The following is a 26272-nucleotide window of genomic DNA, read 5'->3' on the forward strand; positions in this document are numbered from 1 at the left end:
AATCGAGGGCTTTGTATCTATATCCAACTAGATGTTAGAAGCGATTATTTAGCTTCTTGGTCTGCTTGGATAGCTGTTAGAGCGATGGTGTACACGATGTCGTCTACTAGCGCGCCACGAGACAAGTCGTTTACAGGTTTACGCATACCTTGCAGCATTGGACCGATAGATACTAGGTCAGCTGAACGTTGTACCGCTTTGTAAGTCGTGTTACCCGTGTTTAGGTCTGGGAATACAAATACTGTCGCTTTACCTGCAACTGGAGAGTTTGGTGCTTTAGAAGCAGCAACGTTTTCCATAATAGCAGCGTCGTACTGTAGAGGACCGTCAATGATAAGATCAGGACGTTTCTCTTGAGCCAGTTTTGTTGCTTCACGTACTTTATCAACGTCTGCACCCTTACCAGATTCACCAGTAGAGTAAGAGATCATTGCAACGCGTGGTTCGATACCGAATGCTGCTGCAGAGTCAGCAGATTGGATAGCGATTTCAGCAAGCTGTTCAGCAGTTGGATCTGGGTTGATTGCACAGTCACCGTAAACCAGTACTTGATCAGGCAGAAGCATGAAGAATACTGAAGATACGATAGACGCATTTGGTGCCGTCTTGATGATTTGGAACGGAGGAACGATAGTGTTCGCCGTAGTGTGAACAGCACCAGAAACTAGGCCGTCAACTTCGTCGTTCTCAAGCATCATTGTGCCTAGGAATACTGAATCTTGTAGCTTCTCACGAGCCACAACTTCAGTCATGCCTTTCGCACCGCGCAACTCAACTAGGCGAGCAACGTAGTTTTCACGAACAGCATCTGCATCAATGATGGTTACACCAGTACCTAGCTCAACGCCTTGTTGAGCCGCTACGCGACGGATTTCATCTGGGTTACCTAGAAGTACACAGTCTGCAATGCCGCGTTCAGCACAGATCGCTGCTGCTTTAACTGTGCGTGGTTCGTCACCTTCTGGAAGAACGATACGCTTACCTGCTTTACGAGCAAGTTCAGTTAGCTGGTAACGGAACGCTGGTGGGCTTAGACGACGAGACTTCTGAGTGCCTTCAGTCATAGACTCGATCCAGTTACCGTCGATGTGGCCAGCAACGTGTTCGTTGATGAACTCGATACGCTCTTTATCGTCTGCAGGTACTTCGATGCTGAAGCTCTGCAGGTTTAGAGACGTTTGCCAAGTGTTACCTTGTGCTTTGAAGATAGGTAGACCAGTGTCGAATGCTGGTTTACATAGGCCTTCGATTTCGCTAGGGATATCGTAACCGCCAGTTAGCAGTACTGCACCAATATCCACACCGTTCATTGCAGCAAGAGAAGCAGCAACGATAACATCAGGACGGTCTGCAGAAGTAACAAGTAGAGAACCCGGTTTGAAGTGCTCAATCATGTTTGGCAGAGAACGTGCACAGAAAGTGATGCTCTTGATGCGACGAGTGTTGATGTCACCTTCGTTGATGATATCTGCTTTCAGGTGCTTAGCCATGTCGATTGCGCGAGTCGCAATCAGATCAATACTCCATGGCACACAACCTAGTACACGAATTGGAGAAGTGTTGAAAATTTCCATCACTTTCAATTCGTTTTGTTTTGCGCTGTCTGCATCGTCAAAGATTTCAGATAGGTCAGGGCGAGTACGGCCAGCTTCGTCAACAGGAGCGTTTAGTTTGTTGATGATAACACCAGAGATGTTTTTGTTTTTAGTGCCGCCGAAGTTAGAACATGCTACTTCGATACGCTCTTTCAGTTGCGCAGGGTTATCAGTACCTGGAGTCGCAACTAGCACGATTTCTGCACCAAGTGTTGCCGCGATTTCCGCGTTTACTTGGTTTGCAAATGGGTGCTTACGAGTAGGTACAAGACCTTCGATTAGCGTAACGTCTGCGTCTTTGTTGATTTGGTTGTAACGTTCAACAACGGTTTCTAGCAGCTCGTCCATGTTGTCGTTACCGATTAGGCTTTCAGCAACAGACATCGCCATTGGTTCACCGATCTTCATATCGCTGTTACGACCAACGATAGTTGAAGTCAGATCTGGCTGATCACCACCTGAACGTGGCTGACAGATTGGCTTGTAGAAAGAAACTTTAACGCCTTTACGCTCCATAGCGCGAAGAACACCCATGCTAACGCTTGTTAGGCCAACGCCTGCGCTAGTAGGGATAAGCATAATAGTACGAGACATTCGTAGAGTACCTTTAGCTATTTGGGGGATAAAAGCTCAACTCTTATTCCATGAAGCTCGAAGAATAGGAGTTGAGCCCCTAAGAAATTCGTTTGATTGAAAATCTGGCTAGCCGAGTGGCTAGCCAGGAATTCAATTAAAGACCTGTCAGGCGAGCAGTGTCTTCAGCGATGACTAGCTCTTCGTTAGTAGAGATAACCATTGCAGGGATACGGCTGTTTTCAGTCGTGATAACGCCTTCGCCGCCGAAGCGAGCTTTAAGGTTAGCTTCGCTATCTACTTCGATACCGAAGATGCCAAGACGGTTTAGAACCATTTCACGGATAGGGCCAGAGTTCTCGCCGATACCGCCAGTGAAAGTGATTGCGTCTAGACGGCCTTCCATTGAAGCAGTGTAGCCAGCAACGTATTTAGCTAGACGGTGACAGAACACGTCCATTGCGCGCGTTGCTTCTTCTTTTTGACCGTAGTTGTCTTCAACGAAACGACAGTCAGAAGTCACTTCAGTTAGACCTTGAAGACCAGACTCTTTAGTTAGCATCGTGTTGATTTGATCAACAGAGTAACCTAGAGCGTCGTGTAGGTGGAAGACGATAGCAGGGTCGATGTCGCCACAGCGAGTACCCATTACCAGACCTTCAAGTGGAGTAAGACCCATAGAAGTGTCTACAGATTGACCGTTCTTGATCGCACATACAGATGCGCCGTTACCTAGGTGACAGTTGATGATGTTTACTTCTTCAACTGGTTTGTTTAGTAGGCCTGCAACTTCACGAGTGATGAACAAGTGAGAAGTACCGTGCATGCCGTAACGACGGATACCGTGTTCTTTGTATAGGTTGTATGGAAGAGCGTATAGGTAAGACTCTTCAGGCATAGTTTGGTGGAACGCAGTGTCAAATACAGCAACGTTTTTCAGCTCTGGGAAGTTTTTCTTAGCCGCTTCGATACCGATGATGTGAGCAGGGTTATGAAGAGGTGCAAATGTTGCAGCGTCTTGAATACCTTTTAGAACTTCATCAGTAATTAGTGCAGATTGAGTGAACTGCTCGCCGCCGTGAACGATACGGTGACCGATTGCGCCTAGGTTAGCTTTAAGCTCTGGCTTAGAAGCAAGAATAGTTTCTACCATAAACGCTAGTGCTTCTTCGTGAGCTGCACCATTGCCTAGTTGAGCTTCGTGCTTGCCATCAAGTTTCCACTTGATGCGAGCTTCAGGAAGGTGAAGACACTCAGCAAGACCTGACAAGTGCTCGTCGCCGTTCTCGGCATCAACAACGGCAAATTTAAGAGAAGAACTACCGCAGTTTAAAACTAAAACTAGCTTAGACATGTATGACTACCTGTTATTCGTCTGATAAAAAAATCAGTTAAAGAATGAAAAATTAATCACAAGAATAGCCGATACCCAGAAGGCTGCGTACTAATCCTGGTCAAAAATTGTTCTAATTCCATATAAAGAAATAGTGATGAACCCTTCCATCACTATGATGCGATCCGTGCAGATAGATATCTCGGAGTTGCTTAAATTGTAAATAACAGCAACAATGAGATTGAGGGTCTGCAAAGGATAGCGATAATAAGCAATGATAACAAAAAAAATTTGAAAGAATATTAACTTTCATCAATTTTTTGTACCTTCAGTTGAAATGTTCAACTATTTTTTAGTGAGAGAGCGGTATGAGTAATAAAGTCGGATTGATCCATAGCCTGAAAGATGGCCAGAATTACATGGAGATCTGGCCAGTTCGTAAAGAGCTAAGCGCCATATTTCCGGAACAGCGTATCATTAAGGCGACTCGCTTTGGCATTAAAGTCATGCCGGCCGTTGCTGCGATCAGCGTACTCACTCAAATGGCATTCAACAATTACCACGCGTTACCTCAATCCATTGTTGTTGCCTTGTTTGCGATTAGCTTGCCACTTCAAGGCATTTGGTGGCTTGGTGCTCGATCCAACACGAAATTGCCGCCTTCTTTGGCCTCTTGGTATCGGGAGTTGCATCAAAAAATTGTGGAAACAGGTTTTGCATTAGAGCCTGTCAAAGCTCGCCCTCGTTACAAAGAGCTTGCGATAATACTGAACCGAGCGTTTCGCCAGCTCGATAAATCGTCATTAGAGCGTTGGTTCTAATTTAAATTGTTTGAAATGGAGTGTGCACTGGCCGCTCCATTTTTGATCCTGCCTCTATTACCTACTTTGACGGTCGTTGATGAAGCGAGCGAAGCTTTGTTTACCAAAGATTCTTTCCGGATGAAGAAGTCCCCCCGATCACAAATGTTGCTTTAGTGTTAAATCTTTCTTTTCTTTACTAAGACTTAGTAGTAATAATAAAAACAAGATGCGCAAGAAGTGCACAGTTATATGAACACAACAATACCGCCTTCAAACATTTGAATTCACGAGTCGATACACATATTGAAAGCTCGTGAAACAAGGACGAAGTCACATCAAGGAGTTATGATGAAAACGAAACGTTTATTAGCCACTGCCGTTCTATCAGCTACTGCTATTTTCTCTTCTACCAATGTACTGGCCGCCACTGCAACTGTCGCAGTTTCACAGATTGTCGAACACCCGGCGTTAGACGCGACGCGCCAAGGATTGCTTGATGGTTTGAAAGCGAAAGGCTACGAAGAAGGCAAAAATCTAGAATTTGATTATAAGACCGCACAGGGTAATCCAGCGATTGCGGTGCAAATTGCCCGTCAGTACGTCGGTGAAAATCCTGATGTGTTAGTTGGCATCGCGACACCTTCGGCACAAGCTTTGGTGTCGGCTACTCGCTCTATTCCTGTTGTCTTTACTGCGGTAACAGATCCGGTTGGTGCGAAATTGGTTAAGTCGATGGAACAACCAGGCAAAAACGTAACTGGCCTGTCTGATCTTTCACCCGTTGCTCAGCATGTCGATCTCATCCAAGAAATTCTTCCTCAGGTGAAAAGCATCGGGGTTGTATTTAATCCCGGTGAAGCTAATGCCGTGACTTTAGTTGAATTATTAAAAGAAAGCGCAAAAGCAAAAGGCATACAAGTGGTTGAAGCGACCGCACTAAAAAGTGCTGATGTTCAGTCTGCGACTCAAGCGATTGCAGCGAAATCAGACATTCTTTACGCCCCAACAGACAATACAGTTGCAAGTGCGATTGAAGGGATGATTGTGGCAGCGAATCAAGCGAAGAAACCTGTATTTGGTGGCGCGACGTCGTATGTCGAAAAGGGTGCTATTGCAGGCTTAGGTTTTGACTACTACCAGGTTGGTGTACAAACCGCGGATTACGTGGCGGCGATTCTTGATGGTCAAGAACCAGGCAAGCTGGATGTAAAAGTCGCGACGGGCTCTGACCTTGTAATTAATGAAAGCGCAGCATCTAAGCTCGGTATCAAGCTGCCAAGTTCTGTGATTGAACGTGCGACAAGCATGCAATAAGTAACGCTTTTTGGGGTTAAGCCTGTCACGTTGGTTGATAGAGGCTTGCCCCAAAACTGATACTCTCCAGATTTCTCGTGTAAAGCATTCTGCTAGAGAAGAAGGGGAGTATACGTTAGAAGTCTTAAGTTCAGGTTGGTATTAGCCAGCCTGAGCATGCAGAAAGGAGCAGTTATGTCTGCATTTGCTTTTTTTGGCGCACTCGAAATTGGCTTGATTTATGGCCTAGTCGCTCTGGGTGTGTATCTTACGTTCCGTGTTCTCGATTTCCCCGATTTGAGTGTGGATGGCAGCTTTCCAATGGGAGCGGCGGTGGCTGCAACGGCGATTGTCGCAGGTATTAATCCTTGGCTTGCGACAATAATGGCGATGATAGCTGGTAGTATGACGGGGTGGGTAACCGCTTTTCTGGCTGTTCGGTGTGGTATTTTACACCTGTTAGCTTCCATTCTTACCATGATCGCTGCATTTTCAATTAATATTCGTATTATGGGTAAACCTAATATGGCGTTGCTTGGAGAGGATACTATTCTCACTCCGTTTGAAGCATTGGGCGATGCGATGTTTATTCGCCCTCTGGTTGTTGGGGTCTTAGTTCTTCTCTCCGCTTTCTTTGTCATTCGCCTGCTGAACAGCGACTTTGGTCTTGGTTTACGAGCCACGGGTGTGAATGCGCGTATGGTTTCTGCGCAAGGGGCGAGCACTGGCTTTTATACCTACTTTGGCTTGGCTTTATCCAACGGGTTTGTGGGATTCGCAGGCGCGTTGTTTGCACAAACGAACAGCTTTGCGGATGTGACCTCTGGCGTGGGCACCATTGTCGTTGGTTTGGCAGCTGTGATTTTGGGGCAGACCCTTATTCCCGGGCGCAAGATTTGGGTTGCGGTGTTTGCGGTCATCATCGGTTCGGTACTTTATCGCCTTGCAGTGGCTTTCGCTTTGAGCTCTGGCATGTTTGGTTTACAAGCTTCAGACCTCAACCTGGTTACCGCAGTATTGGTGGCTGTGGCGCTTATTGCTCCAAAGCTAAAACAGAGCATGAGAGCGAAACAACGCGTTACTGATGCTAAACAAGCGGCATCAAAAAATGGTTCTGGGGAGGCATTATGATCGAACTAAATAATATTCAGGTCACGTTCAACCCTGGGACGATTTTGGAAAATCGTGCATTGAAAGGCGTCTCTTTAGAGGTTCCAGAGCATCAATTTCTTACCGTGATTGGTTCTAATGGCGCAGGAAAATCGACGTTGCTTGGTGCGGTGACAGGTGAGACGCCGATGATAGGTGGTCAGGTTATCATTGATGGCAAAGACGTCACCAAGCAGACGGTTGCCCAACGTGCGACGCAATGCGCCCGAGTGTTTCAAGATCCATTGGCCGGGACTTGTGGTGAACTGACGATAGAAGAGAACATGGCTCTAGCGCACATGCGTGGTAAAAAACGCAGCTGGGGGTTGGCGCTCTCTACCAAACGTCGTAAGCTGTTCCAAGAGCGAATTAGCATCCTCGGTCTTGGTTTAGAAGACCGCTTGGGCGATAGCATTGGGTTGCTGTCTGGTGGACAACGACAAGCCGTTAGCCTTGTGATGGCGACGTTATCGGAGAGTAAGTTGTTGTTGCTTGATGAACACACGGCTGCGCTTGATCCTCGTATGGCGGCGTTTGTTATCGACTTAACTAAACGTATTGTCGATGAGTTCGATTTAACCGTGATGATGGTGACGCATTCGATGAAAGACGCATTAGCATGTGGCGATAGGACCGTAATGCTTCACCAAGGTGAAATTGTGCTTGATGTGGCTGGAGAGCAGCGCGCTAACATGCAAGTACCAGACTTGTTGGATATGTTCTCCAAAGTGCGTGGTGAAGAGCTGGCAGATGACAGTCTTTTGTTGAACTAAGCGGTATCCGACAAGTCACTACGCCTACTAAGTGTGATCCTCCTTGAGAAAATTGGCTGATATGTCAACTCGCAAGGAGGATTTCTTGTCTCTAATTCTTCAATAACATAGTGGCATATCCGATGACGAGGAGTGCCCATAATGAACCTGCCATTTATTTTTCATAGTCAAACTATTGATGGTTTAGCTTTTAATGACGAGCAAGTTACAGTCAGACTGAAAACCGAGACATTGGATTTTGATTCCGTCTATGTGCGTATTGAGCCGGACAACGAAGAATATCTGGTCGACATGGCTCAAGTAGGAACGGCTGGTGAATTATTACTATGGGAGGCATCGTTTCGACCAAATCAAGATCGAGATGTCACGCATTATGTGTTTAAGCTCCTCAAAGACGGACAACAATACTGGCTCGATGCACGAGGCGTACAAAAGCGTATTCCACCCAAAGAGTTCCACTTTAAGTTGAATGTAAACCATCAACCACCAAGCTGGGTCCAAGAGCAAGTTTTCTATCAAATCTTTCCTGACCGTTTTTCTGCTAGTAAAAGTGAGTCCGATATTCGCCACGCTTATGCTCAGTATGATTCTGCATCGGTCGTCAAGGGGTGGGGAGACGCGGTAGGCTCTCACCAAAATACCGGGGCGCGTGAATTCTTTGGCGGCGACCTCAAAGGTGTGGAGCAAAAGTTGGACTATCTTGAACAGCTCGGCGTTACTGCGCTTTATTTTAATCCGATCTTTTCTTCACCAAGTAATCATAAATACGACACCACTGATTACTTCACTGTTGACCCTATGTTCGGCACCAATGATCAGTTTGCTGAACTGTGTGAGAAAATCCGTGGTAAGAATATGAAGATTGTCTTAGACGCGGTGTTTAACCACACGTCAGTGCATCATCCTTGGTTTGATATCGAACAAAAAGGAGAAGGAGCGTATGGCAATCCGCAGTCAAAGTTCCGTGATTACTACTTTTTCGAAGGCGAAACCAATCACTACATGGGTTGGAAAGGCATTGGTAACTTACCGGTTCTGAACTTTGAAAATGAACAGGTGCGCGACTACATCTACCAAAGTGAAGAGTCTGTCATCAAGTATTGGCTGAAGCCACCGTACTTGGTTGATGGCTGGCGGTTTGATGTAATCCATATGCTTGGCGAAGGGGAAGGCGCGAAAAACGATGCTCATTATGTGGCAGCGTTTCGTCATGCAACTAAGTCAGTAAACCCGAATGCTTATGTGTTAGGTGAGCACTTTTTTGAAGCAACGCAGTGGTTGCAAGGTGATCAAGAGGATGGGGCGATGAACTACTACGGTTTTGCTCATCCAGTCCGAGCTTTTATCGCACGACAAGACATTATGTACGATCCAATCAACATTGATGGTTTGGAGTTTAAAGTATGGTTGGACGAAGCCAGAGCAAAAATCCCATTTTCTAATCAGCTATCGCAGCTAAATCAACTCGATAGTCACGATACTGCTCGGTTTATCACACTGGTTGATGGTGATAAGCGTAAAATGAACATCGCGCTAGCAATGCTTATGACTTACGTTGGCACGCCTTGTATTTACTACGGGAGTGAAGTCGGTCTAGAAGGAGGTCTAGACCCGGATAATCGTCGTTGTTTTCCTTGGAATGAAATCGAAAGTTCACAATGGCTATCGCTTTACCAACAATGGATCAAGATACGTAAACAATGTAAGCCTTTACAGTCGGGCTGTATTCAATGGCTGCATTGCACTAACAACCAGTTGGCGTACGCACGTGTACTGGGTCGTGAAGCAGTCGTTGTTATGATTAATCTCAGTGGTAATGAATGTTCAATCGATTTACCTATGTGGCAACTGGGCTTGGAGGTTAGCCAAGTTATATCGTTGTTAGATGACACAGAACAGGTTGATTATAAAGGTCATATCTCTGTCAATATGTCGGCACAGAGCTGCAAATTATGGCGACTAAAGTGACACCACACTCTATATTGATTAAACTCCTTTAATATATAAACGGTCTCAAACAGCGCGCACACATTTGTTTGGTCTCTTGTTATCTGGTGCTGCATTGCATGCGTCACCAGATAACGAGTATCAATTTAATAGCAGTCATAAGAGACTATTGACCTTTCATATGCATGGTACTCAATGGTAAACCAAAGGCGATTTAGCCTCTCATTTGTCATCTTTTTTCCTCTGGCGTTATTTGTAGTGGTTTTACTCGTGACAACGAAAAATTACTATGATGCGGTTAACCGCTATATCGATTCTGAGTATTCGCGTATCGAGCGTGCAATGTCTCGCGATATTAAAGTACTCACGGCTTTAGATTACAGCTTCACCAACTATACTAATTACGCTAACCCACTGTTTGAAGAACATAATTCTTTAGTCAAAGAAGGGCTTTGTTATCTTTGGCCTATAGATGTGTTATTACTCGAAAGTGTTTATAGTGAAGGGTTACCTGCGGTTGACCTTGATTATATGATCGTAGGGGACGAAAGCTTATGTCAGCAAGGTTCAACGATTAACCAGTTAGCTGAACAAAAGGCGGGTTTTGCGCCGTCATTGTCATTTCTGCACGATATTGAATCGCACATTGTTGGAATCCATTACATTGACAAGCGCGGTTACGTTATCTCCTCACCCGATACCTACGCAAAAAATTTCACAAGAGAGCTTTTGTCAACGCTAAAAGCCCGACCTTTTTGGCAAAAAACCGCGCAAGATAAAGTGAACATTACCTTGGCTGGACCAGGGCCTGTGTTGGACTCGATGGAAGGTCAAGTCATTAGTATGACGGTACCCGTCTATGAGAAAGGAGAACATCAAGGTGTTTTGTCTATTGATTTTGACATCAATACGCTCATGGCTTCGTCGCTAGGTCTTGTTGGTCAGTTTCATTTGGTTTCCAATTTACAATCCATTCCTTCAAACAGTACACGAATCAAACCAGTCGAATTAGAGCGATTGAGTGCGAATCACAGCATGTACTACGAGTACAACCTTTGGGATGAAGCTAAGAACCTAGCGGTTTTTGAAAAATACAGCCTTATTGTCGCACTATTTATTTACGTGCTGAGTACCGTCGTCTTGTTCTATGTGAATATGCATAGCGAGCGACGTTACTTTAAAGAACTGGCAGCAAGAGACCCAATGACCAGCTTATTGAATCGTCGAGGTATGCAAACCGTGTGGCGTAATAAGATGACAAAAAAACAGGTTGCTTTGGCAGTGTTCGATATTGATAACTTCAAGAAGATCAACGACACCTATGGTCATGATGTCGGTGATTCTGCAATTCAGCTTGTTGCAAAATGTATACGTGAAAATATTCGCCATACCGATGTTGCCTCAAGGTTTGGTGGCGAAGAATTCGTTTTAGCGATTTATGACGAAGATTCAGAAGGCATTAAACTCATTTTAGACAGAGTAAAAAAAGCCATAGATGAGCGCTCGACACGCGTAACGAAAGAAGGCTTTACGATCTCTGGCGGTGTGGTGTTTAGTAAAGAGAGCCGAGTAGAAAACTTTGATGAATTGTTTAAAGCGGCGGATGAAAAGTTATATCAAGCCAAAAGTACCGGCAAAAATAAGATCTGTTACTAGGATTTAGGTACAAAAAAGGACGAGATATTCGTCCTTTTTTGTGTTCGGGAGTTATGCAACCTGAGAGTTTAAGTCATCGCGGTAGCGTTGAATATGCTCAACAATTGGTGCGGCTTTGTTGAACGTTCTGATTTCTCTAAATAGGTCTTTTGCTTCAGGATAAGCCTGACGTAAGTAAGAGAACCATTGTTTTACGCGGTTTGGGTAATACAAGCCTTTATCGCCTTTCATCTCAAACTTGGAATAATAGATGAGCAACTCAACCACCTCGGGCCATGACATTGGCTGGTGGTTATGTTTTACCATATTGCCTAAGTTAGGGATATTGAAAGCGCCTCGGCACACCATCAAAGAGTTAACGCCAGTCGTTTCAATGCAACGTTGACCGTCTTCATAATTCCAAATTTCACCATTCGCTATCAGTGGGATATCGAAACGTTCGCGAATTTGGTTGATGTAATCCCATTTTATCTCAGAAGCTTTATAACCACCTTGTTTAGTACGTGCGTGTACGGTCAATTCATTTGCGCCAGCAGACTGAATGGCATCGACAATTTCAAAGCAATCTTCAGGGTTCTCCCAGCCAAGACGAATTTTTGCAGTTACGGGAATGGCTTCTGGAACGGCTTCTCGACAAGCTTTAACCACACGGTGAATGAGCTCAGGATGCTGAAGTAGAGCAGCACCACCTTTACTTTTGTTGACCATTTTGGCTGGGCAACCAAAGTTTATATCAATACCTCTGGCGCCAAGATTTGCCGCTTTAATTGCGTTCTCAGCCATCCAGTTTGGTTCTTGTCCCAACAATTGCACATGTACTGGCACACCAGATGCAGTCTGAGAACCTTGCAACAGCTCCGGGCATAAACGGTGAAATACATGATCGGGTAATAGCTGGTCGATTACGCGAACAAACTCCGTAACACACAGGTCATAGTCGTTTATCTCGGTCAGGATTTGGCGCATCAAATGATCTAAAACGCCTTCCATTGGGCCTAGTACTACTCGCATAGCTTGCCTAATACAGTTTGGTGGTAAAAAGGAGGGCGATTGTAGCGATGTAAGTTAAGTTTGTCATTAAAAGAGTCGAAGCGCCCAATGCAGTCAAACACACAACGTTAGGTTACGTGCTTTTGAGCTCTGAGGTATAATGCCGCCAAATTTATGGGAAACCAGATGTCATGCAATACACATTGATTGAAAAAGGTGAAGTTCACGTCGATGAATCTTGCCTATTTATCGAAGGCGCAGTGTTAGCTGCGAATCTGACGACAAAACCACTCGCTCCTGAAAAGTGGTTAGAGCCGCTATTAGGTGAGGGATTCAAAGCGATTCAACCAGCTGTGGAAGAGCAAATTCACAAGCAGCATAACCGAATTCAACGAAACGAATATTCCGTGCTAGAGCTAACAGGCAAAGATCCCGAACAACTTGCTGATTTTGCCGAAGGCTTTATGTCTGTTTGGCCAATGATTGAAGAACAGTGGCAGGACGTTGAGCTCAATGATGGATTACAGCGTATGCTGCAAGCATTACTGACCACTTTGATGCTGGCTATCGATGAGCCAGCAACGCAGCAACAGATGCGCGACGCAGGTATTGAAACGCCACCGGCCCTGACAGATTTAGTCGACCAGCTTGATTTAATGGTCGGTGAAGTCGCGCTGGGCGCGGATGAGTTGATGGTAGGCAATAAAGCTCAAAGCCTAAACCCATTCAAAGGTATCGGGCGCAATGATCCCTGTCCTTGTGAGAGCGGAAAAAAATTCAAGCAGTGCTGTGGTCAATCACGCGGCTAAAGCGAATCGCCGCGCTATCCACTTAACAAAAAGCCGACCAGATGGTCGGCTTTTTGTTAATTTTTACGCGTCAGTAGGATTAACGAATTGGATTAACGCGTTTTGCAGGGAAGAATTGTGCAATTACAATTAATGCCAAAGCGATTAAATTGCCTGCAAAAATTACGACTAACCATTGTGGCATTGATAAATCAAGGAACTGCCACACAACCTTAGAGCAATCACCATATGCTTCAAACATCCAAGGAACCCACTGATTGAGCGGAGCCCAGCTAGGGAATGTGACGAATAAATCGCAAGTCGCGAATGGTGATGGATTAAACTGGTAGTCAACGTGCTGCATCGCAAGTAACAAACCCTTGTAAGCACTTAATCCCCAGCCTATCAAACCTAGCCAGCGGAAAATTGGGTTCTTGGGTGCCAATATACCAACCATTGCAGCGACGCCCACTCCCATCATCGCGACTCTTTCATAAATACACATGACACATGGTGCAAGCATCATGACGTGCTGAAAATAGAGGGCACATGCTTCAAAGAAAACGACGAATAGCAGAAGCAGTAGCCACGATAAACGTCCCTTTGAAAACTGGTTAAGTGAATTTAAAATAGTCACGTTTTTGTTCCTGTCTGAAATAGAAAAAGCTCTGAATACTCAGAGCTTTTTATCGTGGATAAGTTTCCTAATCAACTCAAATTTTAGTGACCACCGGATACTACGGGAGTCAGATCACCACTATGAGGTAAAATCCAACCAGCTTCGTAGAAAGAAGCGGTTGCAGGCTCTAGGAAGAACATGATTCCCATCAGACCGACAATCGCAAGAACGACGGTGTAAGGCAGCGCCATGATAACCATTCGACCGTAAGACAGACGAATTAATGGAGCGAGAGCCGATGTGAGTAAGAATAGGAATGCCGCTTGACCGTTTGGCGTTGCAACAGAAGGCAGGTTAGTACCAGTATTGATTGCCACCGCCAGTAAGTCGAACTGATCACGAGTAATGAGACCCTCAATGAGTGCAGTTTTTACTTCATTGATGTAAACCGTACCAACGAACACGTTATCCGACACCATAGATAATAAGCCATTCGCCACATAGAACAGAGCTAGCTGGGTACCTTTATCTTCAACGGCAAGCACCGCATCGATGACTGGTTTAAATAGCTCTTGGTCAATGATTACGGCAACGATCGAGAAAAATACTGCAAGCAGTGCAGTGAAGGGCAGGGCCTCTTCAAACGCTTTCCCCATGGAGTGCTCTTCAATGACACCAGTAAATGCGGTCGCTAAAATGATCACAGAAAGGCCAATTAAGCCGACAGCCGCTAAGTGCAAAGCGAGTGCAACGATCAACCAAACCGCAATAAGACCTTGAACCCAGAGTTTTGCGACATCTTGATTTGTTCGCGTTTTACGCTCTTCACGGTCAAAATCGACGAGGATCTGACGAACGTTATTAGGAAGCTTCGCGCCGTAGCCAAACACTTTAAGCTTTTCAACTAAAGCACAAGTGATGAGACCACAGAAAAATACAGGTAGTGTCACTGGAGACATACGGATTAGGAATTCACCAAATAACCAACCCGCTTGGTCTGCAATAATTAAGTTTTGAGGTTCACCAACCATCGTGGTTACGCCACCTAAGGCAGTACCTACGCCAGCATGCATCAACAAAGAGCGCAAAAAGGCACGATAGTTTTCTAGGTCATCACGCGTTAGTTCAGTGATCGTGTCATCTTGTGTATGGTCATGGTCACCGATAGGGTTACCAGACGCTACTTTGTGATAGATAGAGTAAAAGCCGATCGCCACGCTGATAACAACGGCGATAACCGTCAAGGCATCCAAAAATGCAGACAAAAATGCCGCAGCAAAGCAGAACGCGAGTGATAGTAGGGTTTTAGAGCGAATGCCAAGTAAAATTTTGGTAAAAATGAACAGCAATAGCTGCTTCATGAAGTAGATGCCCGCAACCATAAATACCAGAAGTAGCAGTACTTCGATATTTGCTACTAATTCGTGCTTAACTTGCGCAGGGCTAGTCATGCCGATAGCAATGGCTTCAATAGCAAGTAAACCGCCAGGTTGTAATGGGTAGCATTTTAATGCCATTGCTAGCGTGAAAATAAATTCAGCGACCAACAACCATCCAGCTACAAATGGGTTTATTAGGAAGAATACAATCGGGTTAATTATTAAGAAGGCTATAATGGCAACTTTGTACCAATCAGGCGCTTTACCAAGGAAGTTCTTGATAAAAGCGTTTCCGAGCGATATCGGCATGATAATTCTCTTTATAACAAAATTATGAATAGACACTACAATAGTGCTTAAGTATCTGTTTGTTAGACTTATTAACTAGTCTTTAAAAACAATAACTTAGTAAAACAACAATCCTTTGTTTATTGTAGTCTTGCCAAGTTACTTCCCCTGAACTCAAGCACCGCTCACTTTCGACCGCAAACTCTACACTCAGGCATTTATTAGTCAATAACAAAACGTGATGCTACCGACTAAAATGACTTTTTAAATGTAATAACGCGATCAAAACGGCGTTACTATACCATGAAAGTCTTAAAAAAATCCTCTTGGATTTTAAATGACGGTCAGTGACGAGAAAAGGCAAATTAAGAAAGAATATTAACTGTGATATACAAAGTAATTTTTCATATTTTGAATATAAAAATGTGACACGGTTGTCTTTATTTCTCCGAGATTTGTGAGCTGTTTAATTAAATGAAAATTCATATTTTACTGCTTTCGCTCGCATGTTAGAGCCTCTTAAATTGACACAACATATAGAGTATTAACTCTATGTTATGGAGTCGTTTCCACTATTGATCGTAAATTTTCTCAAACCGCTAAGTAGTGGTATGATGAGTAGTATCGACCCTCAGAAATCAATATTGGATAAAAAGTAGAATGGTCATAAAGGCGAAAAGCCCTGCGGGATTCGCAGAAAAATATATTATCGAGAGCATTTGGAACGGCCGTTTTCCTCCAGGCTCAATTTTACCTGCTGAGCGCGAGCTGTCCGAACTGATTGGTGTTACTCGAACGACTTTAAGAGAGGTTCTTCAACGACTAGCCCGTGATGGATGGCTGACTATCCAGCACGGCAAACCTACGAAAGTTAACCAATTTATGGAGACCTCTGGTCTGCATATTTTGGATACTTTAATGACGCTAGACGTTGATAATGCGACAAACATTGTAGAAGATCTGCTTGCGGCACGTACTAACATCAGTCCTATCTTTATGCGCTATGCATTTAAAGCGAACAAAGAGAGCTCTGAGCGTACAATTAAGAACGTAATCGAATCTTGTGAAGCTTTAATGAATGCGGCTTCCTGGGACGAATTCATCGCTTCTTCGCCGTATGCTGAAAAAGTTCTGCAGAATGTGAAAGAAGATAACGAGAAAGATGAAGCGAAGCGTCAAGAAATCTTGATTGCTAAAACGTTCAACTTTTACGATTATATGCTTTTCCAGCGCCTAGCATTCCATTCAGGAAATCAAATTTACGGTTTGATCTTTAATGGTTTGAAGAAGCTCTACGATCGTGTCGGTAGCTACTACTTCTCAAATCCAGCTTCTCGTGAGCTAGCTCTGAAGTTTTACCATCAATTGCTCGAAACTTGTGAAAGTGGCCAGCGTGAGCAACTACCAGTAGTGATTCGTCATTATGGTATGGAAAGTGCGTTGATCTGGAACGAAATGAAAAAGCAATTACCAACGAACTTCACGGAAGACGACAGCTAAGCGCTGACAAGTTGAATAAACGAAAACCGCAGTGCCTTAGGCCTGCGGTTTTTTGTTTTTATTTATAAGTCGGCGACGAACCAAGCACCAATAATAAGGTATGGAACGTTTATCCTGCTAGTGAGAGTCTGGGTAACGGTAGATATAATGACTCTACGACATCTGAAAGGACATGGTCGTAAGTATTGAAGATGGTCAATGACAAGTCCGATGTGACGCCATAAAGCTCTGCTTCTGTTAAGTCGACATGACTCCCTGTCACGTATTCATTTAGCGTCTGTATTGAGCGCGTGGAAGCAGGAGAGGTAATGCTAAGTGGAGCGATAACCGCTAGTTGGTTTAGCTTACGCATCATGACCGATGCATAATTTTTGAAACGCTCATTTCCGCCTTGCTCTCCTAAATCTTGAATGCTGATTCGTAACTGAGTCAGGGTCTCCAAGCTATCCATAATGTTTTGCCAGTTCATGTGATACTCATTATGTAAGTCATCTCTTTGTTCAACCGCTAGCCATGCGATGGTTACTTCATCCATCAAAAACAAGCAATGACGAATTAACTTACCATGCTCCATCTGGTTTCTTGCAACACTATGGTCATTCCATTGTTCAAGTAGTTTCCCTACTTTAATCTGTAATACGCGATACATGGGTTTGTTTTCAAACCGTGATGTTTCGACTAAAAGATGCAGCTTGTTAGTCAGAGCATCATGAAGAGCGTCCAATTTTTGTTGATCGTTTTGTTGGAATTGAAGCGAGTAGTGAGTAGCAGCTCGGTGGTGTCTCAGAAGGTGAACAACATCTCGCAACAATGTTAACAGCTGATATTTGCGCGCATGTTGCTGCTCTCGTTTAGAAGATAAGTGATATATTCCGGCTAAAATAGCGATGGACAATAGTGTGGAAATCAAAACAAACATAACCAACTCCTTGTTAGTGTTTGGACCTAACAAGGAAGACTGCAGTTTTGATGCCAAACAAAAACTCAATTTAAACAATTGGTTATATTGAATGTTCTTTTTGAATGGTCGTTGTTGGTGCATGGATTCACCAAATTTGTGAATATGTTTGATTATTCGGTGTCGATGCTTGGTGTACGCGTTATTCTTTGTGAGTTACATATTGATTACTTTTTAGTATGATTCAAGTCACAATGTTTAGAAATTAAAATATTCGAACACTTCATATGATATAAGTTGTCTATTTTGTTGATTGTTCGAGGTAATTAATTTGTCTAATAAATTCGACCTATGCTTCAGTACTCACTCAAAGATAACGCTCCCTATCGATACAAATGATGAGGATAGGTACCTTCAGTTTCGTAAGGACAACCCACATATATTTGGTAGTTTTATTCCCGCAGGTACTCCTTTCATACTGAACGAAGGCTCTGTGATCAACATAGCTAAGTTGCGTAGCGAGAGACCTGATATAGCTTGTGCTCTTGATACTGTAAAAAGTTGGTCACAAGAAACCAAAAGAAATGTAGCCAATCTAACAAGTGAGTTTGGCGATGAAAACTTACAAGCGGTAGCCCTCCTCTATGAAAAAGAGATTAAGCCTTTTTTAGATGCTACTAATCATACTATGGGGGGGAAAATCGATGAGTATACTGCAGTAGGTGCTGCCGCTACTGCTGTTAATGAAAAGCAAGTCAGATTGAGTAATTTCGGGAAAGCTTTGCTCAAATATCAAAATGCCTTACTAGATGTACGTACAGCCTCACGAAATGGTGCGCAGAAAAAGGAGCTTGTGAAGCTTGGATATAGAGTTAAAGAAGCTCATAGTTCTTTGAATGCAAAATTTACAAAAGAACTTGCCCATCATGCAGGGCGAATTAAAAGTAGCCGCGGTAACATTTGGAGCAACCCGAATAGGGCTGTCAATATCGCGCGAAGCGGTAGGGATATAACTAAGTTACATTTAACATCTATAGCTAACATCCGCTCAATTCGAGTTCTTGAACAAAGCTCTAGTATTGTAGGTAAAAAGATTATCATGATTGATGCTGGTGTTCGCTTTAACAATGTTCGAAATGCCAAGAATAACGGAGAAAATTGGCAAAAAAGAGCGGCAATGGAAGTTGCTGGGTTTGGTGCGAGCAACGCTGCTGGCATTTGGACCACATCCAAAGTGATTGCATCTGGAATGGGAATCGCTTTAGCTGCTGGCCCATTTGGAGTAGTAGTATTAATAGGTGTTGGTTTAGGGGCTGGTTATGCGGCTGCAAAAATGGGTGATTGGTTTGGGCAAGGTTTAGCAGAAAAAACCTATGAAACTAGCTCTAAAGTAAATTGGTTTTAAAGGAGTAATTGTGTTTTGTTTCGATCTTATAGTGATGATTGTTGGTTGGACATGGTTACTGAGCACATTGGTTTTTATTCGTGTATCAGCAAAGCGGATTGAGACAAAAATATTGCAGGATGGTCATGATCCAATTGGCTGGGACAGAAATGGGTGGGGTTTTAGGTTTCCCATGTACGCCTCAGTGTTGATGCGAGGTAAACCTACGAAAGTATCGCTGGTAGAAGACAAACTTATTCTAAAGTACGCGACAGTCTTTGACCGAGTGCTTGCGTATATTGTCACAATAAGCTTCGTGATGGCACTTGCTTTGGGAGCAGTTATGGGGTTGGGGCCTGAAGAGTACAGAGTGAAAACCAGTTAAGCGCAGGGCTCTGTAGAACGGTGAATATAAGCCTAGTTGAAAAGCCAAATCCTGATAAAGGGAGCAACGTGTCTGATTTTGATATTGCAAATATGATTATCGGATGTACTTGGTTAGTTAGTACTTTGCTTTTCATTCGTGTATCGGTAAAGCGGATTGAGAAAAAAATGTTGCGGGATGGTCATGACCCTATTGGTTGGGACAGAAATGGGCGGGGTTTTAGATTTCCCATGTACGCATCAGTATTGATGCGAGGAAAGCCAGTCAAATTATCACTAGTGGATGACCAACTAATACTAAAATACGCAACAACGTTTGATAGAATACTTGCGTATGTTGTAAGCATCAGTTTTGTACTTTTCCTTGTGTGTGGCGCGACCATTACTTGGGGACCGGAAGAGTATAGGTTGCATTAAGTAATTTTATCTTGTTGTAAAAAAGGCTCAACTGAAATAGTTAAGCCTTTCTATTATGCGAAGAGCATTACATTACACGCATCCCTGGTTGAGCGCCTTCGTGTGGCTCAAGGATCCACAGGTCACTACCACCAGGGCCTGCCGCTAGGATCATACCTTCAGACATACCAAACTTCATCTTACGAGGTTTTAGGTTTGCAACCATTACAGTTAGTTTGCCTTCTAGCTCTTCAGGTTTGTACGCTGACTTGATGCCAGAGAACACTTGACGAGTTTCACCACCGATGTCCAGTTGGAACTTAAGCAGTTTGTTTGCTTTTGGCACTTCTTCACAAGAGATGATACGAGCGATACGCATATCTACTGCTGCAAAAGCGTCGAACTCAATCTCTTCAGCGATTGGCTCTTTGTCTAGCTCAGTTTCGCTAGCCTTGTTCTTTTCCGCTTCTGCTTTCTCTTTCGCCGCCATTTCTGCCGCCGCATCTTCTTTAGATGCTTCGATCATCGCTTCAACATTCTTCGGATCGATACGGTTGAACAGTGCTTTGAACTTAGTGATCTCGTGGCCTGTTAGTGGAGCAGCGATGTTTTCCCAAGTTAGCTCTTGGTTTAGAAACGCTTCAGTACGCGCAGCTAGCGATGGCATTACTGGTTTCAGGTAAGTCATCAGTACGCGGAACAGGTTGATACCGACAGAACAGATGTCTTGTAGTTCCTGATCTTTGCCTTCTTCTTTTGCTACAACCCACGGTGCTTTTTCATCAACGTATTGGTTAGCTTTGTCTGCCAATGCCGTGATTTCACGGATTGCACGACCAAACTCACGCGTTTCGTAAAGCTCAGCGATACGGTCAGCAGCAGCAACAAATTCGTTGTAAAGTTCAGGCTCTGCAAAGTTGTCAGACAGTTTGCCTTCAAAACGTTTCGCGATGAAACCTGCGTTACGAGATGCCAGGTTAACGATCTTGTTAACAACGTCAGCGTTTACGCGCTGAGTGAAGTCTTCAAGGTTAAGATCTAGATCGTCGATACGGCTGTTTAGCTTCGCAGCGTAGTAGTAACGTAGACACTCAGGGTCTAGGTGCTCTAGGTAAGTGCTTGCTTTTACGAACGTGCCTTTAGACTTCGACATTTTCGCGCCGTTTACGGTTACGTAACCGTGTACGAATACGTTGTTAGGCTTGCGGAAGCCAGAACCTTCTAGCATTGCTGGCCAAAATAGGCTGTGGAAGTAAACGATGTCTTTACCGATGAAGTGGTACAGCTCTGCTGAGCTGTCTTTTTTCCAATACTCGTCGAAATCTAGGTCGTCGCGCTTGTCACATAGATTTTTGAAAGAGCCCATGTAGCCGATAGGCGCGTCTAGCCACACGTAGAAGAATTTGTTTTTCTCACCAGGGATCTCGAAGCCAAAGTATGGTGCGTCACGTGAGATATCCCATTGCTGCAAACCAGATTCGAACCATTCTTGCATTTTGTTCGCTGTTTCAGCTTGTAGCGAGCCAGAGCGAGTCCACTCTTTTAGCATGCTCTCAAACTGAGGCAGGTCGAAGAAGAAGTGCTCTGAATCTTTCATTACTGGCGTCGCACCAGAAACCGCAGATTTAGGATTGATCAGTTCTGTTGGGCTGTAAGTCTCACCACAGTTGTCACAGTTGTCACCGTACTGGTCTTCAGACTTACATTTTGGACAGGTACCTTTTACGAAACGGTCCGGTAAGAACATCTCTTTTTCTGGATCGAACAGCTGAGAGATAGTGCGGCTAGAGATAAAGCCATTTTTCTTCAACTCAAGATAAATGTGTGACGCTAGCTCACGGTTCTCATCTGAGTGTGTGCTGTGGTAGTTATCAAAGCTGATATCAAATCCAGCGAAGTCTTTTTGGTGCTCTTCGCTAACTGCGGCAATCATTTCTTCAGGAGTAATACCCATCTGTTGCGCTTTAAGCATGATTGGCGTGCCGTGAGCATCGTCAGCACAGATGAAGTTTACAGTGTTGCCGCGTAGGCGTTGGTAACGAACCCAAATGTCCGCTTGGATATGCTCAAGCATATGACCAAGGTGGATCGAACCGTTAGCGTACGGAAGGGCACAAGTTACCAGCATTTTCCTTGACGGAAAGTTTTTTGGATCGTTTGCCATACTTAATATTCGCTTTTCTTGATAGGTATAAATAAATTTTGATGGATAATACTACCCCATGAACTGACTAACTCCAAGGTGTCAAACTGCGGAATGCCTTAGTTTTTTTGGGGTTCTGGTTGAGCCTGGACGGTGGTAGCATGACATCTAAAAGGAGGGCTTATGCATCAGTTCACTTCAAAACAAGATTTTTGTCACTGGTTTAACCAATTCCAACATCCACAGTTGGTGGAAAACTGGGCAGATATTCATGGCGCAATTTCGATTACGACACAGGGTTCTATTGATATAACGTTGCCATTCGCAAGTAATGAGCTTCAAACCGTACTGCATGACTGGATTAAACAGCAGCAAGCCTCGGGTAAAGTGGCTGAATTCCCATTTAATATTCGCCTTGGAGTTAAAGCTTTAGAAACTCAAGTGGCTAACTCGGTTAAGGGTGTTAAGAACATCGTTGCCGTCAGTTCTGCGAAAGGTGGCGTTGGTAAATCTACTACCGCAGTTAACTTAGCGTTGGCGATTGCTCAATCTGGGGCGAAAGTGGGATTGTTGGATGCAGATATCTATGGTCCGTCTGTACCTATGATGTTGGGGCAAGAAGATGCTAAACCAGAAGTTCGTGATGGCAAGTGGATGGAACCCATTTTTGCTCACGGCATCTATACTCATTCTATCGGTTATTTGGTGGATAAATCAGAAGCGGCGATATGGCGCGGTCCAATGGCTTCAAAAGCGTTGTCGCAGTTATTAACTGAAACAGATTGGCCAGATTTGGATTATTTGGTGATTGATATGCCGCCAGGTACGGGGGATATTCAATTGACTCTGTCACAACAAATTCCGGTAACAGGTAGCGTGCTAGTCACAACACCGCAAGATTTAGCCCTTGCCGATGCAAGGAAGGGAGCGGCAATGTTTAACAAAGTCCATGTCCCGGTTATTGGTGTTGTGGAAAACATGAGTTATCACATTTGTAGTCAATGTGGCGCGAAAGAGCATATTTTTGGTATGGGCGGAGCTGAAAAAATGTCGCAAGAATTTGGCTTAGCATTGTTAGGACAAATTCCGCTTCATATCTCTATGCGAGAAGATATTGACGCTGGCGTGCCAACGGTAGCAAGACGCCCAGAAAGTGAGCATGCAGGGTATTATAAGCAACTTGCCGATCGCGTATGTAGCACGATGTTTTGGCAAGGCAAAGCAAAACCAGATGCGATTAGCTTTACAATGGTGAACTAAGTTTACTATGCCTGTTGGTTGATAATTGCACATTTTAACGTTTGCTCGGAGGTTAATCCTCTGAGCAGGCAGAAACTTATGACTAAACCCTAATTCCAACTAGTAACTATGGGGTGAACTCCCTATAATCAGGCAGTTTATCTTTTTATGTGACTAGAAATCATCATCGGGTGCAAACTAATGTCTGATAATAATCAATGCGTCATCGTAGGTATTGCTGGCGCTTCTGCTTCTGGAAAAAGTCTGATCGCGAGCACTATTTATAATGAGCTTCGCGCGAAAGTAGGCGATCATCAAATCGGTGTCATCACGGAAGATTGCTACTACAACGACCAAAGCCACCTAAGCATGGAAGAGCGAGTAAAGACGAACTACGATCACCCGAGTGCGTTGGACCACGACCTACTGTGTGAGCACCTAGAAAAATTGGTACGTGGTGAAGCAGTAGAAGTGCCTGAGTACAGCTACACTGAGCACACAAGAACAATTAACACCACCACAATGACACCTAAAAAGGTGATCATTCTAGAAGGTATCCTTCTTCTTACAGACCCTCGTCTTCGTGATTTGATGCATGCGACAGTATTTATGGACACACCGTTAGATATTTGCTTGCTTCGCCGTGTTAAGCGTGATGTGGAAGAACGAGGCCGAACTATGGAGTCTGTTCTTAAGCAATACCAACAAACAGTACGTCCGATGTTCATGCAGTTTATCGAACCTTCTAAGCAATATGCGGACATTATTGTTCCTCGCGGTGGTAAAAACCGTATCGCAATTGATGTATTAAAAGCTCACATTGCAAGACTTTTGAAAGCTTAAGCCTATAGACGGCTATATCGCTTTATTTTTAAGAGAAGAAGTGGCACCTTAAGTGCCACTTCTTTTTTTGTTTTTAAATTAGTCAGTTGCAGGTTAAAACCAGACATTTTTCACGCTTTTGTGGAACTGTCAGCGGTAAATGGAGTCTGCGCTTATAATTGTAAAAACACTCGAGCAAGGAAAAACAAATGAAGAAACTGCTCTTAATTCTAGCAATACCGATTGTGGTCATTTTGGTCGCAATTTTAGCGTTAACCATCTTCGTCAATCCGAATCAGTTTAAACCCCTTATTGTTGAGCAAGCGCAAAAGCAAACGGGATTAGAGTTGGTGATTGAAGGGGATATCAGTTGGCAATTTTTCCCATCGATTGGCTTTGAGTTGGGACATACAGAGTTGCGAAACCCACAAGGCTTTAGTAAACCCAATTTATTCAAAGTTGATACCGTTGGTGTAGACATCTCTGTTATGCCACTTTTTAGTCAACAGCTTGAAATTGGAAACGTCACGCTTGATGGTGCTGAGTTCTACATTGAAACCAAGAAAGATGGCAGCAAGAATATTGATGCATTGACGAAAGCCCAAACACAACAAGCAGAACAAGAGAACAATGCTGCGCCTACGCAAAATGGTGAAACGCAAACTTCTGGTTCTGATTGGAGTATTAATCTTGCTGGCGTTACGGTTTCTAACGGTTCATTAGAAATGCAGGATAAGCAAGCCGGTAGTTACACCAAACTTTATGATATTTCATTAAACCTTTCCGAATTCGCTTTTGACAACTGGACAACGGCTGATTTTGGCGTGAAGGGCGAAATGAACGACCAAAAGTTCACCGCGAAAGGTCAGGCAGACTTTAAGCTAGAAAAAGGTTTGGCAAACTACGCGCTAAAGAACATCAACTTTGATGCGACATACTCTGACCCTGCCAATAAAATTGAATCGGCAACGATCGGTTTAGACACGTTTGAATTCGATAAAGTAAATAACCTGACTTATGCCATTAAGGGTGACGCTGGTGGTATGAAGTTAGATATGCAGGGTGCTGGTCAACTTAGCGTGGACAAGGCTATCAGCAAAGTACAGTTGGATAAGTTAACTCTTAAATCGACTTTTGAGGGTGATGCTTTACCTCAGTCCCCGATGAAAGTCGACATGGTGTCTGATCTGTCTTTCGACCTAACGAAAAACCATCTGAGTTTTGTTCTAGAGAAGTTAACAGCGAATGCTATCGCCTTAGATGGTAAGGCTGATGTGGCACTCGGTGATATTCCTAAAGTACGCTTTGCTCTCCATAGCCCCAATATCGATCTTGATGAGTTCTTAGGGTTAGATAAGCAAGCTGCCGAAGGTAATAAGCCTGCTTCTGGTGGCGAGAGTGCTCCTGCCGGACCTGAGGTTGAGCCTGATTTGTCTGCGTTGAAAACGTTAGATGTAAAGGGTGACATTACCATCGACAAATTCAAAGCGGCAAATGCGAAGATGGAAGCGGTAAAAACGAGCTTCACTGTAAATCGTGGCGTGTTTGAGCTTACATCTTTTAGTTCGAAGTTGTACCAAGGCTCAATCTCAGCGACAGCGAAGTTAGATGCACGCCAATCACCAGCGACTTACAGTGTTAAAAAGTCAATCAAAGGCGTGAAAGTTCAACCGCTACTTATAGACGTTGCTGAAAACGACAAACTTGAAGGGACAGGTAACATTGATGTGAATGTTACAGGTAAGAGTCTCACGCCTACCGGTATCAAGAAGAATCTATCTGGTACGGTTGTTATCAATTTTGCTGACGGTGCGGTGAATGGCATCAACGTTGCTCAGTTGATTCGTGAAAACTATGCGAAATTTAAAGGGCAAAAAGTTGAAGGCACCAATGTAGCTAAGAAAACAGACTTCAGTGCGATGACGGCGACATTGAAACTCAACAAAGGTGTTGTATCAACGGATAATATGCAAGCTCAGTCTCCATTGTTACGTGTTCGTGGTAAAGGTACCGCAAACTACATCAATGAAACAGTCGACTTTACTATCAGCACGTCAGTTGTAGGCAGCCTAGAAGGCCAGGGCGGTAAAGATATAGATGAGCTGAAAGACATCACGATTCCAATCAATGTGTCTGGTAAGTGGGCAGATCCTAAATTCAAGCTCGTATTCGATGATGTTCTGAAGCAGAAAGCTCAAAAAGAAATCGATCGTGGCGTGGAGAAGCTAACGGACAAAATCAAAGACGAGAAAACCAAAGATGCGGTCGATGGTTTATTGAAGAATCTTTTCAACTAACCGTGCGTGAAAATCAAAAGGGT

21 protein-coding genes are annotated in these 26272 nt (G+C 43.9%); 14 read left to right on the forward strand and 7 right to left on the reverse strand.

What is annotated here, in order from left to right; genetic code table 11:
* Nucleotides 1-44: 44 nt before the first annotated feature.
* A complete protein-coding gene (pta, locus tag R7127_RS05145; RefSeq protein WP_005380805.1) occupies nucleotides 45-2189 on the reverse strand; it encodes a phosphate acetyltransferase in 2145 nt (714 codons plus the stop codon).
* A 136-nt stretch (nucleotides 2190-2325) separates the two neighbouring features.
* Nucleotides 2326-3522 (reverse strand): acetate kinase, encoded by a 1197-nt coding sequence (locus tag R7127_RS05150; protein WP_005380807.1) that lies wholly within the window; start codon nucleotides 3520-3522, stop codon nucleotides 2326-2328.
* A 347-nt stretch (nucleotides 3523-3869) separates the two neighbouring features.
* Between R7127_RS05150 and yfbV the strand changes: the two genes are divergently transcribed.
* The 6 genes from yfbV to R7127_RS05180 all read left to right on the forward strand — a co-directional run bounded on the left by yfbV (nucleotide 3870) and on the right by R7127_RS05180 (nucleotide 11122).
* Entirely contained in the window at nucleotides 3870-4322 is a 453-nt protein-coding gene (gene yfbV / locus R7127_RS05155; protein WP_005380809.1) for a terminus macrodomain insulation protein YfbV, read from the forward strand.
* A gap of 330 nt (nucleotides 4323-4652) precedes the next feature.
* On the forward strand, nucleotides 4653-5618 hold the full coding sequence (locus R7127_RS05160) for an ABC transporter substrate-binding protein (RefSeq protein ID WP_005380811.1): 966 nt from the start codon (nucleotides 4653-4655) through the stop codon (nucleotides 5616-5618).
* Nucleotides 5619-5792: 174 nt separating this feature from the next.
* Nucleotides 5793-6728 carry an ABC transporter permease gene (locus tag R7127_RS05165; protein ID WP_012841584.1) on the forward strand — a complete coding sequence of 312 codons (936 nt, stop codon included), beginning with the start codon at nucleotides 5793-5795 and terminating at the stop codon, nucleotides 6726-6728.
* Nucleotides 6725-7519, forward strand: coding sequence for an ABC transporter ATP-binding protein (locus R7127_RS05170; RefSeq protein ID WP_005387275.1), 795 nt, complete (start codon nucleotides 6725-6727; stop codon nucleotides 7517-7519). The genes R7127_RS05165 and R7127_RS05170 overlap by 4 nt, the downstream gene beginning before the upstream one ends.
* 141 nt (nucleotides 7520-7660) lie before the next feature.
* Nucleotides 7661-9487, forward strand: a complete 1827-nt coding sequence (gene malZ / locus R7127_RS05175; RefSeq protein WP_318148301.1) for a maltodextrin glucosidase — start codon at nucleotides 7661-7663, stop codon at nucleotides 9485-9487.
* A gap of 174 nt (nucleotides 9488-9661) precedes the next feature.
* Nucleotides 9662-11122, forward strand: a complete 1461-nt coding sequence (locus R7127_RS05180) for a sensor domain-containing diguanylate cyclase (RefSeq protein WP_318148302.1) — start codon at nucleotides 9662-9664, stop codon at nucleotides 11120-11122.
* Between the two features lie 51 nt (nucleotides 11123-11173).
* On the opposite strand, the gene dusC is transcribed toward R7127_RS05180, so the two are convergent.
* The gene (gene dusC / locus R7127_RS05185; protein WP_017633856.1) at nucleotides 11174-12133 is read right to left on the reverse strand and encodes a tRNA dihydrouridine(16) synthase DusC; all 960 of its coding nucleotides are present in this window, start codon (nucleotides 12131-12133) and stop codon (nucleotides 11174-11176) included.
* Between the two features lie 170 nt (nucleotides 12134-12303).
* Between dusC and R7127_RS05190 the strand changes: the two genes are divergently transcribed.
* Complete coding sequence (locus tag R7127_RS05190) at nucleotides 12304-12921, forward strand: YecA family protein (protein WP_017633855.1); 618 nt, start codon at nucleotides 12304-12306, stop codon at nucleotides 12919-12921.
* A gap of 79 nt (nucleotides 12922-13000) precedes the next feature.
* Here the strand turns inward: R7127_RS05190 and dsbB are convergent, their stop codons facing one another.
* On the reverse strand, nucleotides 13001-13537 hold the full coding sequence (gene dsbB, locus R7127_RS05195; protein ID WP_017821379.1) for a disulfide bond formation protein DsbB: 537 nt from the start codon (nucleotides 13535-13537) through the stop codon (nucleotides 13001-13003).
* An 83-nt stretch (nucleotides 13538-13620) separates the two neighbouring features.
* On the reverse strand, nucleotides 13621-15207 hold the full coding sequence (nhaB, locus tag R7127_RS05200) for a Na(+)/H(+) antiporter NhaB (RefSeq protein WP_005380822.1): 1587 nt from the start codon (nucleotides 15205-15207) through the stop codon (nucleotides 13621-13623).
* 639 nt (nucleotides 15208-15846) lie between these two features.
* Here nhaB and fadR point away from each other — a divergent pair.
* Complete coding sequence (fadR, locus tag R7127_RS05205) at nucleotides 15847-16686, forward strand: fatty acid metabolism transcriptional regulator FadR (protein WP_005380824.1); 840 nt, start codon at nucleotides 15847-15849, stop codon at nucleotides 16684-16686.
* Between the two features lie 109 nt (nucleotides 16687-16795).
* On the opposite strand, the gene R7127_RS05210 is transcribed toward fadR, so the two are convergent.
* A complete protein-coding gene (locus tag R7127_RS05210; protein ID WP_017821380.1) occupies nucleotides 16796-17605 on the reverse strand; it encodes a hypothetical protein in 810 nt (269 codons plus the stop codon).
* Between the two features lie 310 nt (nucleotides 17606-17915).
* On the opposite strand from R7127_RS05210, the gene R7127_RS05215 reads away from it, so the two are divergent.
* From R7127_RS05215 to R7127_RS05225, 3 genes are all read left to right on the forward strand, one after another.
* Nucleotides 17916-18989 (forward strand): hypothetical protein, encoded by a 1074-nt coding sequence (locus R7127_RS05215; protein WP_172563539.1) that lies wholly within the window; start codon nucleotides 17916-17918, stop codon nucleotides 18987-18989.
* A 10-nt stretch (nucleotides 18990-18999) separates the two neighbouring features.
* A complete protein-coding gene (locus R7127_RS05220) occupies nucleotides 19000-19353 on the forward strand; it encodes a hypothetical protein (RefSeq protein WP_053306622.1) in 354 nt (117 codons plus the stop codon).
* A 68-nt stretch (nucleotides 19354-19421) separates the two neighbouring features.
* The gene (locus R7127_RS05225) at nucleotides 19422-19769 is read left to right on the forward strand and encodes a hypothetical protein (RefSeq protein ID WP_172563540.1); all 348 of its coding nucleotides are present in this window, start codon (nucleotides 19422-19424) and stop codon (nucleotides 19767-19769) included.
* A gap of 67 nt (nucleotides 19770-19836) precedes the next feature.
* Here the strand turns inward: R7127_RS05225 and metG are convergent, their stop codons facing one another.
* Nucleotides 19837-21912: a methionine--tRNA ligase gene (gene metG / locus R7127_RS05230; RefSeq protein ID WP_033905755.1), complete on the reverse strand. Its 2076-nt coding sequence runs from the start codon at nucleotides 21910-21912 to the stop codon at nucleotides 19837-19839.
* 162 nt (nucleotides 21913-22074) lie between these two features.
* Here metG and apbC point away from each other — a divergent pair, with 162 nt between their 5' ends.
* The 3 genes from apbC to R7127_RS05245 all read left to right on the forward strand — a co-directional run bounded on the left by apbC (nucleotide 22075) and on the right by R7127_RS05245 (nucleotide 26249).
* Complete coding sequence (gene apbC, locus R7127_RS05235) at nucleotides 22075-23151, forward strand: iron-sulfur cluster carrier protein ApbC (RefSeq protein ID WP_054574796.1); 1077 nt, start codon at nucleotides 22075-22077, stop codon at nucleotides 23149-23151.
* A gap of 180 nt (nucleotides 23152-23331) precedes the next feature.
* Complete coding sequence (udk, locus tag R7127_RS05240) at nucleotides 23332-23973, forward strand: uridine kinase (RefSeq protein WP_005380833.1); 642 nt, start codon at nucleotides 23332-23334, stop codon at nucleotides 23971-23973.
* 188 nt (nucleotides 23974-24161) lie between these two features.
* A complete protein-coding gene (locus R7127_RS05245) occupies nucleotides 24162-26249 on the forward strand; it encodes an AsmA family protein (protein ID WP_017633849.1) in 2088 nt (695 codons plus the stop codon).
* The last annotated feature ends 23 nt before the right edge of the window (nucleotides 26250-26272 follow it).

Origin of the sequence: Vibrio sp. 1159, from assembly GCF_033340395.1 — a bacterium.
Taxonomy (GTDB): domain Bacteria; phylum Pseudomonadota; class Gammaproteobacteria; order Enterobacterales; family Vibrionaceae; genus Vibrio; species Vibrio alginolyticus.

Coding starts and splice junctions, on each gene's coding strand:
- metG (WP_033905755.1), bottom strand. CDS start 21,912: ATGGCAAACGATCCAAAAAACTTTCCGTCAAGGAAAATGCTGGTAACT.
- pta (WP_005380805.1), bottom strand. CDS start 2,189: ATGTCTCGTACTATTATGCTTATCCCTACTAGCGCAGGCGTTGGCCTA.
- nhaB (WP_005380822.1), bottom strand. CDS start 15,207: ATGCCGATATCGCTCGGAAACGCTTTTATCAAGAACTTCCTTGGTAAA.
- R7127_RS05245 (WP_017633849.1), top strand. CDS start 24,162: ATGAAGAAACTGCTCTTAATTCTAGCAATACCGATTGTGGTCATTTTG.
- malZ (WP_318148301.1), top strand. CDS start 7,661: ATGAACCTGCCATTTATTTTTCATAGTCAAACTATTGATGGTTTAGCT.
- fadR (WP_005380824.1), top strand. CDS start 15,847: ATGGTCATAAAGGCGAAAAGCCCTGCGGGATTCGCAGAAAAATATATT.
- R7127_RS05190 (WP_017633855.1), top strand. CDS start 12,304: ATGCAATACACATTGATTGAAAAAGGTGAAGTTCACGTCGATGAATCT.
- R7127_RS05150 (WP_005380807.1), bottom strand. CDS start 3,522: ATGTCTAAGCTAGTTTTAGTTTTAAACTGCGGTAGTTCTTCTCTTAAA.
- R7127_RS05165 (WP_012841584.1), top strand. CDS start 5,793: ATGTCTGCATTTGCTTTTTTTGGCGCACTCGAAATTGGCTTGATTTAT.
- R7127_RS05170 (WP_005387275.1), top strand. CDS start 6,725: ATGATCGAACTAAATAATATTCAGGTCACGTTCAACCCTGGGACGATT.
- yfbV (WP_005380809.1), top strand. CDS start 3,870: ATGAGTAATAAAGTCGGATTGATCCATAGCCTGAAAGATGGCCAGAAT.
- R7127_RS05210 (WP_017821380.1), bottom strand. CDS start 17,605: ATGTTTGTTTTGATTTCCACACTATTGTCCATCGCTATTTTAGCCGGA.
- dusC (WP_017633856.1), bottom strand. CDS start 12,133: ATGCGAGTAGTACTAGGCCCAATGGAAGGCGTTTTAGATCATTTGATG.
- apbC (WP_054574796.1), top strand. CDS start 22,075: ATGCATCAGTTCACTTCAAAACAAGATTTTTGTCACTGGTTTAACCAA.
- R7127_RS05160 (WP_005380811.1), top strand. CDS start 4,653: ATGAAAACGAAACGTTTATTAGCCACTGCCGTTCTATCAGCTACTGCT.
- udk (WP_005380833.1), top strand. CDS start 23,332: ATGTCTGATAATAATCAATGCGTCATCGTAGGTATTGCTGGCGCTTCT.
- R7127_RS05180 (WP_318148302.1), top strand. CDS start 9,662: ATGGTAAACCAAAGGCGATTTAGCCTCTCATTTGTCATCTTTTTTCCT.